The organism is Paraglaciecola sp. 20A4 (assembly GCF_011378905.1).
Classification (GTDB): Bacteria; Pseudomonadota; Gammaproteobacteria; order Enterobacterales; family Alteromonadaceae; genus Paraglaciecola.
Window position 1 is genome coordinate 65165 of sequence record NZ_WTPY01000009.1, and the last position, 16154, is coordinate 81318.

The 16154-nt window shown below is 43.6% G+C and carries 10 protein-coding genes and 1 riboswitch; of the genes, 6 read left to right on the forward strand and 4 right to left on the reverse strand.

The features are described 5' to 3' along the window. Nucleotides 1-192: 192 nt before the first annotated feature. The gene (locus GQS54_RS11220; RefSeq protein WP_166424072.1) at nucleotides 193-1176 is read left to right on the forward strand and encodes a transposase; all 984 of its coding nucleotides are present in this window, start codon (nucleotides 193-195) and stop codon (nucleotides 1174-1176) included. Between the two features lie 417 nt (nucleotides 1177-1593). After that, a riboswitch (cobalamin riboswitch) is annotated at nucleotides 1594-1773 on the forward strand. 179 nt (nucleotides 1774-1952) lie between these two features. After that, nucleotides 1953-3824, forward strand: a complete 1872-nt coding sequence (locus tag GQS54_RS11225) for a TonB-dependent receptor (RefSeq protein WP_166424073.1) — start codon at nucleotides 1953-1955, stop codon at nucleotides 3822-3824. A 219-nt stretch (nucleotides 3825-4043) separates the two neighbouring features. Here the strand turns inward: GQS54_RS11225 and GQS54_RS11230 are convergent, their stop codons facing one another. The 3 genes from GQS54_RS11230 to GQS54_RS11240 form a co-directional block, all read right to left on the reverse strand. Continuing rightward, the gene (locus tag GQS54_RS11230; protein ID WP_166424074.1) at nucleotides 4044-5507 is read right to left on the reverse strand and encodes a carbon starvation protein A; all 1464 of its coding nucleotides are present in this window, start codon (nucleotides 5505-5507) and stop codon (nucleotides 4044-4046) included. Between the two features lie 290 nt (nucleotides 5508-5797). Further along, a complete protein-coding gene (locus tag GQS54_RS11235; protein WP_166424075.1) occupies nucleotides 5798-6379 on the reverse strand; it encodes an ankyrin repeat domain-containing protein in 582 nt (193 codons plus the stop codon). Between the two features lie 145 nt (nucleotides 6380-6524). Further along, on the reverse strand, nucleotides 6525-8135 hold the full coding sequence (locus tag GQS54_RS11240; protein ID WP_166424076.1) for a catalase: 1611 nt from the start codon (nucleotides 8133-8135) through the stop codon (nucleotides 6525-6527). Nucleotides 8136-8597: 462 nt separating this feature from the next. Between GQS54_RS11240 and GQS54_RS11245 the strand changes: the two genes are divergently transcribed. The 4 genes from GQS54_RS11245 to GQS54_RS11260 all read left to right on the forward strand — a co-directional run bounded on the left by GQS54_RS11245 (nucleotide 8598) and on the right by GQS54_RS11260 (nucleotide 13464). Further along, nucleotides 8598-9869 carry an ectonucleotide pyrophosphatase/phosphodiesterase gene (locus GQS54_RS11245; protein ID WP_166424077.1) on the forward strand — a complete coding sequence of 424 codons (1272 nt, stop codon included), beginning with the start codon at nucleotides 8598-8600 and terminating at the stop codon, nucleotides 9867-9869. 152 nt (nucleotides 9870-10021) lie between these two features. Beyond that, nucleotides 10022-11434 (forward strand): TonB-dependent receptor, encoded by a 1413-nt coding sequence (locus GQS54_RS11250; protein WP_166424078.1) that lies wholly within the window; start codon nucleotides 10022-10024, stop codon nucleotides 11432-11434. A gap of 151 nt (nucleotides 11435-11585) precedes the next feature. Then, on the forward strand, nucleotides 11586-12953 hold the full coding sequence (gene hemN / locus GQS54_RS11255) for an oxygen-independent coproporphyrinogen III oxidase (RefSeq protein ID WP_166424079.1): 1368 nt from the start codon (nucleotides 11586-11588) through the stop codon (nucleotides 12951-12953). A gap of 91 nt (nucleotides 12954-13044) precedes the next feature. Beyond that, entirely contained in the window at nucleotides 13045-13464 is a 420-nt protein-coding gene (locus tag GQS54_RS11260; RefSeq protein ID WP_166424080.1) for a hypothetical protein, read from the forward strand. A 164-nt stretch (nucleotides 13465-13628) separates the two neighbouring features. Here GQS54_RS11260 and GQS54_RS11265 read toward each other — a convergent pair whose 3' ends face one another. Then, nucleotides 13629-16037, reverse strand: a complete 2409-nt coding sequence (locus GQS54_RS11265; RefSeq protein WP_166424081.1) for a zinc-dependent metalloprotease — start codon at nucleotides 16035-16037, stop codon at nucleotides 13629-13631. Nucleotides 16038-16154 lie beyond the last annotated feature (117 nt).

A 16154-nucleotide genomic window follows, 5' to 3' on the forward strand; every position in this document is an offset into this window, starting at 1 on the left:
GACAGATATCTCTACCTTGTAGGGATACCGATTTTATAAAGGATCTTATAAGAACACCCAAGATAGCGATCTTATAAGGACACCCAAGATAAATTAACCTGTTTTACAAGGACACCCAACATAAAATCCCCAATTTATTCCAATCTATCCTAAACTTGGAAGGTGTTTCATTTATCGTCTGGTAGGTTTGTCATGCCTCAGCCACGAAAAAGTCAAATTAGCTTAATTGATACCCCTTATTATCATTGCGTTTCACGTTGCGTTCGTCGTTCATTCTTATGTGGGATTGATAAATATTCAGGCCAAAGTTACGAGCATCGCCGTGAATGGGTAGAAAAACGGCTACTCTTTTTATCCACAGCTTTTACGATAAGCATTTGTGCTTATGCGGTTATGGCTAATCATACTCATGTGGTACTACATGTAGATAAATCATTGGCCGAAAGCTTAGATACCTCAGAGGTATTGCGCCGCTACCATAAATTACATAAGGGCTCTCTGCTGACCCAGAAATATATAGTTGGTGACAAACTCACAACTGGCGAGCTTATTACCTTTAATGAAACGGTTGAACTGTATCGAAAACGTTTATATGACATCAGTTGGTTTATGCGCGATATCAATGAACATATTGCCAGAGAGGCCAACAAAGAGGATGGTTGCACCGGCCGATTTTGGGAAGGACGTTTTAAATCTCAGGCTTTGTTAGATGAAAGCGCTGTATTAGCGTGCATGGCCTATGTGGATTTAAATCCTATTAGGGCAAAGATGGAATCAACGCCTGAAACCTCAAAGCACACCAGCATCAAAAAACGCGTTCAGGCGATCAAAAATAAACAACAACAACCAAAAAATTTGATGCCTTTTGTGGGTAACCTAAGACAAAATATGCCTAAGGGCATCGCATATTCGTTACAAGACTATTGTGAGTTACTCGAGGCCACAGGCCGTTGTATTATTAATGATAAAACGGGATATATCGACAAATACCAAAACCCAATTTTAGATCGATTAGGCTTAGATTCAGCCCAATGGCTGACGTTGACAACTGAATTTGAAAAACACTTTTTTTGTGCTGCAGGTGCAGAACTGATGATGAATGCATTTAAAATCCATACGCACCATCAACGCATGAGGGGAATAGGCAAAGCAAAAGTACTACTTAAAAGTGCTTAATTAGCATTAGATAACCACACTGCAGACAACCACCTCGCAATTAACACATTCGAAGAAACTTCGTGTGCACGAATCTCTTCCAAATCGTCATTTTCACCGCTTAATACCTCAAATTATTCGTCGCTTTACATTTTACTAGCAATATTTTTTAACTCTATAAAAGAGCATGGATAAAATAGATTTTCACACCGCTATTTACATTGGGTGTCCTCATATATTCCTCATATCCTCTTACGGGGTATTTATATAATGGGTGTTGTTATATTTTATTATATTTTCTATTTTTTTTTATGATGGGTGTCATGGCATTTGTTATAAATTTGTTGATGGGGAGGAGGTTTGGAGATTGAAGTTATTCGGCATTAATAGTGGTGTGCAGAGCCTAATTCATTGACTTTGATGGTAACTGTTTGTATGGTCTGCGCCGCTATTCTAGGTGCCTGTTAGTTGTGAGCCATTTCAACAGAACAGGGTAAACGGGAAGTATGGTGTCGCCAGACAAATCATGGCTGTCTAGGTTAACCCATCGCTGCCCCCGCAACGGTACGCATACTTTGAGATGCCAGCCCGACACCGGCCTATGAACTAGTTATTTACGAATGAAGCGGAGGGCTTCATTAGAATGCACCTATCAAATTAACTTGTTGCTTGCTTTAGTTTTGACGCTATTTTATCGGTTTTAAATGTCATTTCGCTGTATATCGCTGCAAGATTATTATAATTAACGCATTTTACCCCTCCTTCGATCGTTAACTTTATTAGATTGAGGAACACACATGCAACACCAATCATTGGCTTTCGCCATCTCTATTGCCCTAGCTGCCAGCCCGGCTATTGCACAAACATCAGAGCAAGCGACGCAAACAACCAAAGTCGACAGCAGCGAGAAAAATGTCGAACATATGGTAGTGGTATCTAGCCGCGTGCCGATGCCAATTCGTGAAATTGCCACATCGGTATCAATTGTAACCCGCCAAGACATTGAAGCCCGAGGCTATACAAATTTAGCTGATGTACTGCGCACGCAACCATCCATTACCGTTACCAACAGTGGTAGTGCAGGTTCTGCCACCAGCTTAAGAATTCGTGGCGAAGAGGGTTACCGCACACTGGTACGCATTGACGGTGTTGACGTGTCTGATCCAACGGCGACCCAAGTAGCACCTAAATTTGGCCAAATTCAAAGTAGCAATATTAACCGTGTTGAAATACTCCGCGGTAGCCAAGGCTTAGTTTATGGCGCTGATGCAGGTGGTGTAATCAATATTGAAAGTGCCAACGGCGTAGGCGCGCCATCAGGGCAAGTCTCTGCAGAGTATGGTCGTTATAATGCCACCAATTTGGCTGCTGATGTGGGCGGCTCAAGTGACAAGTTCGATTACTACGTAGCAGCCTCTGACTTTTCAACTGACGGTTTTAACTCCCTTGTTGATGACAACGAATCCCAAGACGCAGATGGTTACGACAACACCACCCTGCATGCCCGATTAGGCTATCAAGCAACCCAAGATTTAAAACTTGGTTTTGTCGCCCGTAATACCGACAGTGATGGTGAATACGACAACTGTGGTTTTGGTGCAACGGCCAGCAATAATTGCACTAATGACTTCGAACAAACCAATGTGCGTGCTACAGCAAACTATTCTCATGGTGCATCCGAGCATGAGTTCGCCGTATCTAAGATGTTTATTGAGCGTAATAATTACACCCAAGGAGAGTTCGGATTCGGAGCCAAAGGCTATTCAGAAAAGGCCGAATACTTAGGTAATACTGAACTCAATCAAGATACACGTTTGGTGTACGGCATTGATTGGGAAAAAGAAGCGGTTACCAGCACCGACGATGAGCGTATTCAACGAGGTTACTATGTTGAATATCAAAGCGAAGTGATCAGTAACTTCTTTGTTACCGCTGGAATACGTCACGACGACAACGAAGATTTCGGTGAACACACTAGCTACCGTTTAAGCAGTGCTTATATTTGGGACCTCGATGAAAACGAACTTAAACTGCGCGGTGCATATGGTACTGGTTTCAGGGCACCAAGCTTATACGAAATAGGCTTTAACACTGGGCCTTACTCTTATGCTCCAGCAGCAGAAATTGACTTAAAAGAAGAAACCACCAAAGGTTTTGAAATTGGCCTGACCTACGCCTTAGCGTCTGGTTCACAGTTTGATGCCACCTACTTTGATCAGAAGATCCAAGATAGCATTTACTATGATCTCGCAACTTTCTCCGGTTATTTACAAGATTTAGGTGAGAGCAGTTCAAAAGGTATCGAATTAATCGCCGACCTTGTTATATCTGACAGTGTCGGTGTCACCGCTAATTACACCTATAACGACACTGAAGACACCGCTGGTGAGCAGCGCCGTCGTCGTCCGCGTAATTCAGGTAGTGTGAGTGTTTATTACGACAACGACACATGGAAACTCGCGGCAACATTGCGCTCATTGCATGATGCGGTCGACGGTATTCAGCTTAAAGGCTACGAAGTATTTGATATCAGTGCACGTTATGCTGTCAATCAAGAGCTTAGTTTAAGCGCCCGTATCGAAAACGCGTTCGATGCTAACTATCAAGATATTGCGGCTTATAACACCTCAGGTGCTGCTGGCTATGTGGGCGTGCAATATCAGTTTTAAGGGGTAAGATTTAGGCATCGCGCTTAAACCTTAATTTTACCCAGAGGGATGTTTCTACATCCCTTTTTTATTGCTTCATATTGCGCATCACGGCTTATTAAAATACCCAAATTTCAGCTATAAAAAAGCTAACCCAAAGGTTAGCTTTCTATTTTTTAATCTTTTAGGCGTTAGCCGAGCTGAATGGTTAGCTCATTAAGCACCTAAGCCAATCAATACTTATACCGCAACAGGCTTATGCTTTTTGTGAGTTATCACTAGTAAAATCATACCAATGACGATGACAACTGCACCAATCGGCTTGCCTAAATCAGGGGACAAGTTAAAACCAATCGCAGCCGTCATAATATAAGAAACGGTCACACCCGTGGTAATAACCGCAGGTATGCTGGCTATCCAATGAAAAGTCCCACGGTCGAACAAGTACTTAGTCGCTAACCACAATACGCTGGTCGACAGCAACATGTTGGAGAAGGCGAAATAACGCCAAATCAATGAGAAGTCGAGTTTCGTCATAAAGTAAGCAATGGTTAAAATAGGTATAGCAAGCAATAAGCGATTACGTACACTTTGGGGAATATTAAACGCATCGACCACGGTTAAGCGCAATGAACGAAACGCTGTATCGCCAGAAGTGATAGGGAACACGGCCACAGCAATAATCGCCATTATGCCGCCAAATACACCTAAGTAACTGTTCGCAACATGGTTCACCACTAATCCTGGGCCACCTTGGTCGAGCAATTCTTTTAATCCTGCATAGCCATCAGGGAACGCAGCAATACCGGCTAACGCCCATACGCAGGCTACGATGCCTTCACATACCATGGCGCCGTAATATACTGGGCGTACATATTTTTCGTTGGTTAAACAGCGAGCGATTATAGGTGCTTGAGTTGAGTGGAAACCACTAATAGCGCCGCAGGTAATTGTCACAAATAATAACGGCCAAGTTGGCAGTCCATCAGGGTTAGGCTCTAAGAAGTCATGAGCATGGTCGGCCTCAAAATAGGCCATAAAATCCCCTGTTACCGGTAAGTGGGGCGCCTCTATTAATAACGCAACCGCAATCATCGTGGTCATCACTATCATCAACAAGCCAAATATAGGGTAAAACTTGGTGATAATTTTATCGATAGGTAAAAGGGTCGCTAAGAAGTAGTAGCCCAAAATAACCAATACCCAAAAGGTATTATTTGCTAGAAACGTATCTTGAAAATAATCAAGATTACTGAGTAGACCGGCCGGGCTCATAATAAAAACTACGCCCACAAAAAACAGTAACATAGCGGTAAATATCAGCATAAAGCCTTTAAAGACCACATTATAATAATGGCCAGCGATTTCAGGCAGGCTTTTGCCATCCTCTTTAATGCTCATCACACCAGAGAAATAATCGTGAACCGCGCCACCTAAGACATTACCAAGAACTATCCACACGAGTGCAATCGGGCCATATAACGCCCCCAATATAGGACCAAAAATAGGGCCTACACCAGCAATGTTTAAAAATTGGATTAAAAAAGCACGAACAGGATGGATCGGAACGTAATCTACACCTTCGCTGAAGCGAGATTGCGGAGTGGCAACAGTCGGGTCGATCCCTGCTTGTTTCTCAACAAATGGGCTATAAAACTTATAGCCAAGGATCAATATAGTGATACAAATAAAAAAGATGATCATAACAGCGCGTATCTCTGTTTAGCGTAGTTCGAAATAGAGCGCGACAAATGCACCCCGCCTTTCATTCCATGAATATGTTTAATAATTTAACAGAACGTTAAAATATGGCGGCGATAATAACAAACTAGAACACAACAAAAAACGGTAAACACACGTTATTACTAACAACAGGTTAAAGAATATGTAACTAACCTGTATTTATGTATAACTATTCGCCAAACCCTGGTACTGGTATGACCTATTTCGAATCAGACCTAGATGCGATAAGGGCTAGGCGGAATGGGTACGATTTAATTCACTGAACGTTTTTCAGCCAAAACTTCAGCTAATTCATAATTACCTTGGCTTAAGGCGATATCGACTAGGCTATTACCTGAGCCATCTTTAGCAGCGAGGTCTGCTCCTGCTTCGGTTAACGCAGTAATCGTTTCAGTGCGATTAAAAAGAGTGGCAAACATGGCAGCGGTTTGGCCATTAGCGTTTGTTTGATCTACATCACAATCAGCACTAATCAATGCTTTAATGGCGCCAAAATTGCCTTTAAATATAGCGCCCATTAACGCAGTATTCCCTGAGTTATCTTCCTGACACGCATTGATTTCATCTTGACTGAGTAAATAGGTAACTGCGTCTGTCTGCCCGTGATAAGCAGCCAGTATTAGAGCCGTGTAGCCTTTTTTATCCGCCACATTCATATTTAATCCAGCAGCATAATAAGCGCTTAGCGTTGACACGTCACCTTGGCGAGCGGCATTGAAGTATAAAGTCTGTAAGCGTTCACTATCAACAGGTTGTGCATTAGTTATAAATGCGCTGGCAAATAACATAACTCCTATAAGGCTTTTTATAGAGAAGGTGAAAATAGCGTTCATGACTAACTCCTGAGTTGAATAGTTAAAAATATACGTTATGAAGGAATACGGCGTGTCTTGTAACTTATTCACATGACACGCCGCGGTGAGCTATCACCCTACCCTACAATTTTAACAACGCTTCGAGGGGGGCGATAAACCAAGCTTACAAATCGGCTTTGTAGTAAATGCGGCTAAAATCATCTGCCACTTTCTTCGCATGTTTTTCACGCTCAGCTTGTACTTCAAGCAATTGTTTTGCCGTCTCTTTCACTTTGCTAAGCGGTGCGCTAGCAAACTTAGCCACACCAGTGCCGTAGTTTTTGTCTGCGTTGTACATATATGCACTAATAATGACGCGGATCTCTTCTTCTGGCACACCTGCTAGCGTAGTCCCTAAGTTTTCAATTAAATGCTGTTGCTCAACTTTACTAAATGAACGGAATTTCTCACCGGCCTGAGCAAAGTTACGCTGCTTATAAAACGGCGCTTGTTGTGTTGTACCCGCTAAAGGCGTTTGCGCATATTTGTACTGATTATCATCATTCAAGTCTAAACGTCGGCTTGGCTGGTAGTTAACGTCACGCGCGCTGCTGGTGGTACGTAATTTACCGTGTTGCTCGTGGTTATTAATCACGGCATTACGCGGTGCGTTAATTGGAATACGGTAAGCGTTTACGCCAATTCTGTAACGCTGAGTATCAGCATAAGAAAACAAACGGCCTTGCAACATTCTATCTTCTGATGGCTCAATACCGGGTATTAAGTTACTTGGCGCGAATGCCGCTTGCTCTGTTTCTTCAAAGAAATTATCCGGTACACGATTAAGGGTTAACTTGCCTATTTTCTTAGCCGGTACAAGAGACTCAGGCCAAATTTTAGTGGTGTCTAACGGGTTAAATTCAAAATCGTCTAACTGTTGAGGGTCCATCGTTTGCAAGTATAAATCCCACGATGCAGTTTCACCGTTTTGACCAATACGGGTATAAATATCGGTGGTCAAAGGTTGAAAGTCACGACCTTGCATTTCTTGTGCTTCCTTTGCAGTGAAGTTCTTTTGGCCTTGGTTGGTTTTCCACGTCAATTTAAAATATTTAACTTGGCCTTTATCATTCACAAACTTGTAAGCATGAACACTTGAACCATCCATATTCAGGTAGCTTTTTGGCGTGCCCATATCTGAAAATAAGTGCGTCAACATATGCGTCGATTCAGGCTGATGAGAGAAAAAGTCAAACAAGCGCGCAGCGCTTTGTGCGTTCGTAACAGGTGACGGCTTCAAACTGTGCACCATATCTGGGAATTTAATCGCATCACGAATAAAGAAAATCGGGAAGTTATTACCCACTAAATCCCAGTTGCCTTGTTCAGTGTAAAATTTAACGGCAAAACCCCGTGGATCGCGCAATGTTTCTGGCGATTGGTGACCATGAATAACCGCAGAGAAACGCACAAACACGTCAGTTTTTTTATCGTCACCTTGGAAAGGTGCGGCCACGGTTATGTCTGATAAATCTACGTAATTCTCGTAAAACCCATGAACACCAGTGCCTCGGGCGTGCACTACACGCTCAGGTACACGTTCACGGTCGAACGCGGCTAGTTTTTCAATCAAGTGACTGTCTTGCAATAACACAGGTCCCCAAGGACCTGCGGTTTGAGAATTCTGATTATCGCCAACAGGGGCGCCGTTTTGGCGAGTAAGCGTATCAGCGCTTGTCATACTTGCTACGCTAAACAGCGTTGCGGCAACGAGAAGTGTGGTTTTTATTTTCATTTTAATTCTCCAAAAGAGTCTTAGTTATCCCAAGCAATTTATGTGTATGGGATCCAATCTGGTTTTTATTATTTATATGTGGCAGTTAACCGCGCATTCGCTAATCACTTACACATCATACTTACGGGTCGTGAGCGGCTATTTATGCTGCTCTCATCGGCCTGTCCTGTGGCTGAAACGGAGTATGCTGAGAAAGGTAGATGCAATAAAATGATTAAAACAGATTCAGACAATCTATATTTCCGATGAAAGGACTCTCAACGGTGCTCCAGCTTCACCTTTTGCAGAAAACTAGCGAGTTAAACGTCACAAACAGCTTGCCTATAATAAAAAATTCCTGCGCCCGTCTACTGCAAGCCATAATTATTCGCTATAGTGTGCTATCGCTGGGCTTACTCATCTGGGTTACAACCAATAAAGCGTTCATTTTGGTCTATTTAACTTTAAAATTTGGGTATCGCTATGACACTTCTACGCTGTATTGTTGCTTTATTAACGTGTGCCTTTTATGGGTTGGCATGTGCCGAAAGCGCTCAGCCGTTCGTGATTATGATTGGAGTTGACGGCTTACGCCCTGCTAGCATTAGCCAGCAAAATACCCCCAATTTATATCGTCTTGCCCAACAAGGCGTAACGGCAACCAGTCTGACCCCGGCAATGCCGAGCAAAACCTTTGTCAATTTTTACTCTTTGGCAACGGGGTTGCATCCAGAGCATCACGGGATCGTGTCAAACTACCCTTTTGATCGCACCCTTAACCGTGGATTTTCACGTAAAACAGATATTAACGACCCACACTGGTGGGGCGGCGAACCCATTTGGATCACTGCAGAAAAGCAAAATGTGAAGGCCGCGACCTATTTCTGGGTGGGTTCAGAAGTCGCGATTGATAATGTGCGTCCGACTTACTGGAAGCCCTTTAAGCAAGATAAAGACTACGGCGAACGCGTAACCGAGGTGTTGCAATGGTTAACCAAGCCCGAAGCTCAGCGTCCACACTTAGTGACCTTGTATTTTTCTGCCGTCGACAGTGCCGCCCATGAGCATGGTGTTAATTCTCCGCAAGAAATAAACGCCATTAAAAATGTTGATAAACACATCGGTGATTTAATTGCCAGTATAAATAAACTTGCCCTAAGCGACGATACCAATATCGTTGTTGTGTCTGATCACGGCATGGCTAATCTTGCGGACGAGCGCGTGATTAATCTAAACTCTCGGGTTGATTGGTCGCATTTTAATATTCCTGACTGGCACAACAAGAGTCGTCCTGTATTCACATCTTATTTGAACCTCTATGGTGATCAAGCGCACATCGACAGTGCATACCAAGCGCTAATTCAACAACCTATCGAGCATCTGCGCGTATTAAAACGTGGGGAGTTTCCAGCCAATTATCATTTTGATCACCCAGAGCGCGGACCCGATCTAATGTTATTAGCGGATACCGGTTGGAGCGTTTATGCCAGTGAAAATGGCGCTTTACCTGAGCCATTTACATTACAACATTCGGCCACGCACGGTTATGACAATCAAGCCCCTGAAATGGCTGCCACGTTTATTGCTAACGGTCCAGCTTTTGCAAAGCACAGTCATGTAGCCTCGTTTGACAATATTGAAGTGTATAATCTTTTAGCGTGTGCATTAGGCATTACACCGGCTAAAAATGATGGCGATTTGCATCATGTGCGTAACGTTCTCAGTGTTGAAAAACAAACGTGCTTAGCTGATTAGGCTTGGCGTTAAGTGCTCCTATTTAGGGTTTAAAATTACGAGAGCAGCCACGTTCTATACGCAGCAAGTTATTTTAGTGCGTATAATGCGCACAGGTAACAAAAAAACCAGCCATTACATGGGTCAATCCCATACATTCTTTTGGAGAAACCATGGACAACCAGACCAGTTCGCGAAATACCAGCGCCAAAGCATTACGCCTGAATCTTGATGAAAAGAAATACGGAACGATAGTCGAAATTGGCGCAGGCCAAGAAGTCGCACGACAGTTTTTCTTGGCGGGTGCAGCTGCAGGTACCATCGCTAAAACGATGTCGGCCTATGATATGAAATTCTCCGATGCTATTTACGGTGTGCAAGAAGACCGACGTTACGTAAGTGAAGCTCGTGTTAATGCGATGGTGCAGCAAGAATTTGAGCTAGTGCTCGACCGCGTTGGCGAAACCCGTTCAAAGTCATCTCGCTATTTTGCTTACGCCGCCACAGTGGCCGCTAAAAGCTTTAATCGCGTTAGCGAGTGTCATGCTTGGTGTGGTATACGCGTGCAGATGTATCCTGGTGCTGAACCATCAGACATTACAGTCCACGTGCGCATGCTTGACGACAACGCCGAAGCACAGCAACAAGCGCTTGGTGTTATTGGGGTTAACTTAATTTATGCCGCTTACTATTATTTTGAAAACCCAAAGAAAATCATCGATTCACTAACCGACAATATTAAATCGGGTCGCATTGAAATCGACTCCATTGAATTTCAAGGGCCTTACTTCGAAGACGTGGATAACCGTGCTAAGAACATTCACCTGATCAGAAGCTGGAAGACCCGAGCCATTATGTTCAAGCCAGACGGCACAGTGGCCGTGCCAGCTGAAATGCTTTATAAAAAGAACGTACTGACTATACGCGGCTCATTTCGCCCAGTGACCAAGCTTAATGTAGACATGATTGAACAAGGTCAGTTAGCATTTAGTAAGTTACCGGGTGTTGAAGCAGGTAATACCATGGCCATTGCTGAAATTACCCTAAACGATAGCCGAGGCAACGACGCCAAAGTACCGTCCAAAGATATTATCGCTCGAGTGCAGTTACTTAACTCATTGGGTTATAACGTTATGGTGTCGGATTACACACGTTACTTCTCGCTCAGAGCCTACTTTAGGCAGTACACCAAGTTACAAATCGGTATTGTGGTTGGTATGATCAACATCAAGCAAATCTTCGACGAAGAATCTTATCGTGGTGTTGAAGGGGGGATCTTAGAAGGCTTTGGTAAGTTATTCCCTGATAACACCCGCTTATTCGTTTATCCTGAACTTGATGAACACGGTGAACTGCACGATTTTGTATCGGTTAAGGTGCCTGAACATTTGCGCTTTTTATACCGTCACCTGCTAGAAAACAACTTTATCCAAGGCATAGACTGCAGTGACCATCAACTGTTTAAAATATTCTCCCGTGATGTATTGAAGCAATTAAGTAATGGTCGCGGTGATTGGGAGAATTCTCTGCCAGAAGGTGCATCCGAAGAGATAATAAAAAATAAGTTCTTTGGTTTCAAAGGGTAAACTTTAAGCACGTAAAAAATACTATTTATGTAAGGCTGAATAACACGTCAGCCTTGGCATTTCTTGTTCTAGATCAATTTTCTAATTTACACTTCTACTAAACTCGCAGGGTTATTTTTCATTCACCCATATTTACTTGCGAGCACACTTTATGCATTCCTCTGTTATGTTTGACTCTGCTTTATTACAAAAATACCCCGCCCGTGGTCCGCGATACACTTCGTACCCTACGGCGCTGAATTTTACCCCCAAGTTTGGCAAACCAGACTTGCTGAAAGCCATTGAGCAAAGTAACAATAAAACCTTATCCTTGTATGTGCACATCCCATTTTGTCATAAGCTGTGCTACTACTGCGGATGCACTAAAGTTGTCACGCGTCTGCAATCAAAGGGCGACGTGTATCTGGATTACCTAATTAAAGAAATCGAATTACAAGCACAACACATGGGCCACAAACCTGTAACGCGGGTGCATTTAGGTGGCGGTACACCTAACTTCTTAAACGACATCCAATTGAAGCGCCTAATGGATAGCCTCAAAAAGTATTTCAACTTCACCAGCGAGGCAGAAATAGCCATAGAAGTAGACCCCCGAGATATGACGTGTGAGCGCATTGATACCATGGCTGATATGGGCTTTAACCGACTCAGCATTGGTCTGCAAGACATCGATCCTAAAGTGCAAAAAGCCATTAACCGCGAACAATCTACAGAATTAATAGAAGCATTAATAACACGCGCTAAACAACGCAACTTTCGCTCGGTTAACCTTGATTTAATATACGGCCTGCCCTTTCAGACCCCAGAAAGCTTCGCTAAAACCCTTGAAGCAGTACACAAGATGCAAGTTGAACGGGTCTCACTTTTCAGTTATGCCCATTTACCAGAACGGTTCGCGGCGCAGCGTAAACTCCCGGTTGATGCATTGCCAAATGCCGAGCAAAAATTGATACTTATGCGCTTAGCCATCGAAACCCTGGGTAGTTACGGTTATCAATTTATTGGGATAGACCATTTTGCTTTGCCCACCGACGAACTGGCTAAGGCTCAACACAACAAAACGCTAACTCGCAACTTTCAAGGCTACACCACGGAAGCCGACTCTGACTTATTAGGTTTGGGCGTGTCGGCCATAAGCGCTATTGGCGACAGCTACAGCCAAAATCATAAAGATCTCAATGGTTACTATTATTCGATTGAACACGATAAAGCCGCTCCTGAAAAAGGTCTGGTATTGAGCAAAGATGATCATATACGTCAGCACGTAATCAGTGACATCATGTGTAATCTTACCGTTGACAAAGCCGCAATATCAGTAAAATTTGATATTGATTTCGATAAATATTTTGCCGATGAAATAGATAAACTGCGCCCATTTATCGATGATCAAATAGTATCGAATTTATCGCATGCTATTTGCATTTCTTACAAAGCACAATTACTCCTGCGTCATATATGTATGGTATTTGATGCGTACCTTGGTTTATCGACTCGGCAAAATTTTTCCGCGACAGTTTAGTCTCAAACTAAACTGATCTACTCGCTATATATATCGTATCAAATTGTGTTATACCTATTAGGTAAATTGATAGATATCAAAGGAATGCACAGTGGTAAACAGAAATTTCCCGGCACACGGGGCGTTAAGTATAGCGATTGAGGGTACCCTATTAGTAATACGTGGTCGGGGCCCTGCCAATACTGAGATGGTTATTCGTTATCAACGTGAAATACACCATTACAGAGAACAATTATGTGCAAAGCCTTGGGCCAGCTTAACGATTTTAAGCGGCGAGCCTTTATTACCGCCAGAAGCATCTATCATGATGGTTGAAGCAATTAAGCAAGCACAAAACATGAATTTAGTCGCCACGGCGGTGGTATTTGATGATGTGCAATATAAAGGTATTTCTGAGCAGTTCTGGGAGAACATTTACCAACAAACCACCCTCAAACATGCATTTTTTGAGGATGAAACAGAAGCCCGACAATGGCTGCGTTCACAGGTCGAAAAGCGACAAGGTGAATAAACATGTCACCTTGCCGACTTTAGATTTTGCTCACTGGTAGAGGTTAATCCTCCTCGTTTAACTGCAGACTCTCCCATTAAATTACAATTACTCGACTGAACAACAACACCTACTCTAGCCTGTAGACTTCTACTTAAGGCCTAACCCCTCTCCCGCAGCTGACGCTATATCGGAGAACCGGGTGGTAACTGCTTAGCAACAAAATGCGACGGCCATTGTCCCGTTTGCCAAAACTGCTTTAACTGCTCGGCTAATACACGGTTTTGCCCGCGTTTTTTTAGGCTATCTAGCCACTTAGTTAAGTCTCGCAGTTGCAACTCAATGGCGCCTTCAACTTCAGGTGCAAGTTCTGGATTAGACAAAACATTCACCAAGCCATCTAACACCACGTAATTAATACGCTGTGAAAGCTGAGTTTCACTGTCTTGTTTAAGGCTGCGCGACAATAACGCGCCAATAACACTGTTCACACTAGGCAAGTCTTTATTCATGCTGTATTGCTGTGCTAGTCGGTTTAAACGCTGGGGTTGTAGTAGCAAACTCAAGGTGTAATTAGCTGCGGACTCCCCTGCCGATACCGGATCAAACGTTAACCCGGTGCGCCCGTTAAAACTTTCGCGATTACGTGACTCGCCATACGCTTTAGGGGGAATAAGGTCAATGATATGCTCAGGTACCCGCAAATATTCGACTTGCATAGTATCAAGCAATGCACTCAATGCGCCTTTTTGCGCATCGGCGCTAACAACCTGCGCGCCTTTGGGTTGGGCATAATCACCTTTGCTTTCATACTCGTACTCAACGCCGCCTAATAGCTTTGCTGCGGCATCAAGTTGGTACCGATGCAGTAGGTAAATGGGCACAAGGCGTTCTTCTAAAGAAGACAACGTACTGCCGTAAGGAATACTATTAATGCCAAATTGGTTTAGGGCGACTTTGCGTATTTCGCTAATACGTTTGAGTTCAGCAACGGCGTCACTGCCCTCATCCCATAAGCTACCCGAAGGATTCGCAGCATGTAAAGGTCGCGCATCAGGATCCGACTGATACCCCATACCGCTGGCTCGGGCTTTTGTGACCAATGCGTGCAAACCTTTTGCTTCTTCTTGTTGATTGGGGTAATTCTGATAACCATAAGCAATCACATAATCATCCCATGCGCCCATGCCCGTGGCATACGCACCTTGCAAACTAATTTGACCATCCTTTAAGGTAATTCGTGGGTGCGGATAATCCATAACCGACTCGCGACCATACTCACTGGTGGCAAAGTTATGGGCAATGCCTAGGGTGTGACCCACTTCATGAGCAGACAACTGACGAATACGCGCTAAAGCCATATTTTTTTGTGTGTCGGTGTTGGTACTTTGACCATTTGAATCGTTTTTAAATGGACTCGTTAGTCCAAGAGCGATTAAGTAATCCTGCCTTACGCGCAACGAGCCTAAGGTCACATGACCTTTTAATATCTCACCCGTGCGCGGGTCAACTACTGAGCTACCGTAAGACCAACCTCTTGTGGCGCGGTGCACCCACTGGATTACGTTATAACGCACATCCATTGGGTCAGCGCCTTGAGGAAGTATTTTCACTTGAAAAGCATTTTTGTAGCCAATATCAATGAATGCTTGATCCCACCAGCTTGCTCCGTCGAGTAATGCTCCCAACACAGGCTCAGGAATACCAGGGTCAAGGTAATAAACGATAGGTTCAACCGCTTCGCTGACCTTAGCGTTAGGGGTTTTCTTCGTCAGGCGATGGCGAGGAATAAACTGCTTCGTCATACTTTGATCAAGGGGCGCTGAATAATCTTGATAACCGGCGGCCCAATAACCTGAATACGGCACAAATTTACGCGGCTGATATTGATCATCGGGTAAACGGATAAGTGAATGATGCAAATGTACGGTAATGCTTTTAGGTGCGGGGGTCACTTGTTCAACAAATTCACCTGGGCCGTTGCCTGCAAAGGTGACCAATGACTCGAGCTCGGTGTTATCCACAAACGCTTTGCTGCGTTTTAGGTATACGCCACTGCGACCGGCGTCAGGGCTATAACTGCCTTGCTTGGTCGCAGTTAAGCGGTCACTAATTTGATGAATATCAGAAAACAAAAAAGCCGTGTAATCCACCAGCACAATATTTTTGTCGGCGGCGACCACGGGTAAACCTGCAATCACAGAATCGGCAAAGGCTTCATCGATACTCGCTTGCTCGGCTGGGTTGCCTGAACTAGCACGGTAAGCAGTATTAAGTTGATTTAACATCACCTTGTTGCCAAAGCGCTGAAATTTTACTAAACGGGTTTCACCGAGTTGCCCGCGATCAAGGCCAATATCGTTCGAGCCAATACCCTGAGGCAAGCTACTTTGAAACAAAAAGGGCTGGTCAAGTTTATCAACACGTAAATAAACTTTGTCATTTTCCCCGTCATAATAAAAATCAAAAAAACCACTTTTGTGTTCCATTTTCTGGGTGAATTCGCCAATGGTTTTAGCATTAACCGCCCCAACTATTAAGCACATAAAGGTGCCTACTAGCACAATGACTAATTTCATTTTCGACTTCAACATGTGCATTCCTCTGCTTAACGTTATTATGAACAAGCACAGTACCTTACCGAGTTTTTGCTCGCAGCAAAAGGGTCATAACAGCAACCCACAGAAATACTTAAAAAGTGTAACGGTTTA

Excerpts from the sequence above, each read along its gene's own strand:
- GQS54_RS11240 (WP_166424076.1), bottom strand. The coding sequence starts at position 8,135 with ATGAAAATAAAAACCACACTTCTCGTTGCCGCAACGCTGTTTAGCGTA.
- hemN (WP_166424079.1), top strand. The coding sequence starts at position 11,586 with ATGCATTCCTCTGTTATGTTTGACTCTGCTTTATTACAAAAATACCCC.
- GQS54_RS11250 (WP_166424078.1), top strand. The coding sequence starts at position 10,022 with ATGGACAACCAGACCAGTTCGCGAAATACCAGCGCCAAAGCATTACGC.
- GQS54_RS11235 (WP_166424075.1), bottom strand. The coding sequence starts at position 6,379 with ATGAACGCTATTTTCACCTTCTCTATAAAAAGCCTTATAGGAGTTATG.
- GQS54_RS11220 (WP_166424072.1), top strand. The coding sequence starts at position 193 with ATGCCTCAGCCACGAAAAAGTCAAATTAGCTTAATTGATACCCCTTAT.
- GQS54_RS11265 (WP_166424081.1), bottom strand. The coding sequence starts at position 16,037 with ATGTTGAAGTCGAAAATGAAATTAGTCATTGTGCTAGTAGGCACCTTT.
- GQS54_RS11245 (WP_166424077.1), top strand. The coding sequence starts at position 8,598 with ATGACACTTCTACGCTGTATTGTTGCTTTATTAACGTGTGCCTTTTAT.
- GQS54_RS11230 (WP_166424074.1), bottom strand. The coding sequence starts at position 5,507 with ATGATCATCTTTTTTATTTGTATCACTATATTGATCCTTGGCTATAAG.
- GQS54_RS11225 (WP_166424073.1), top strand. The coding sequence starts at position 1,953 with ATGCAACACCAATCATTGGCTTTCGCCATCTCTATTGCCCTAGCTGCC.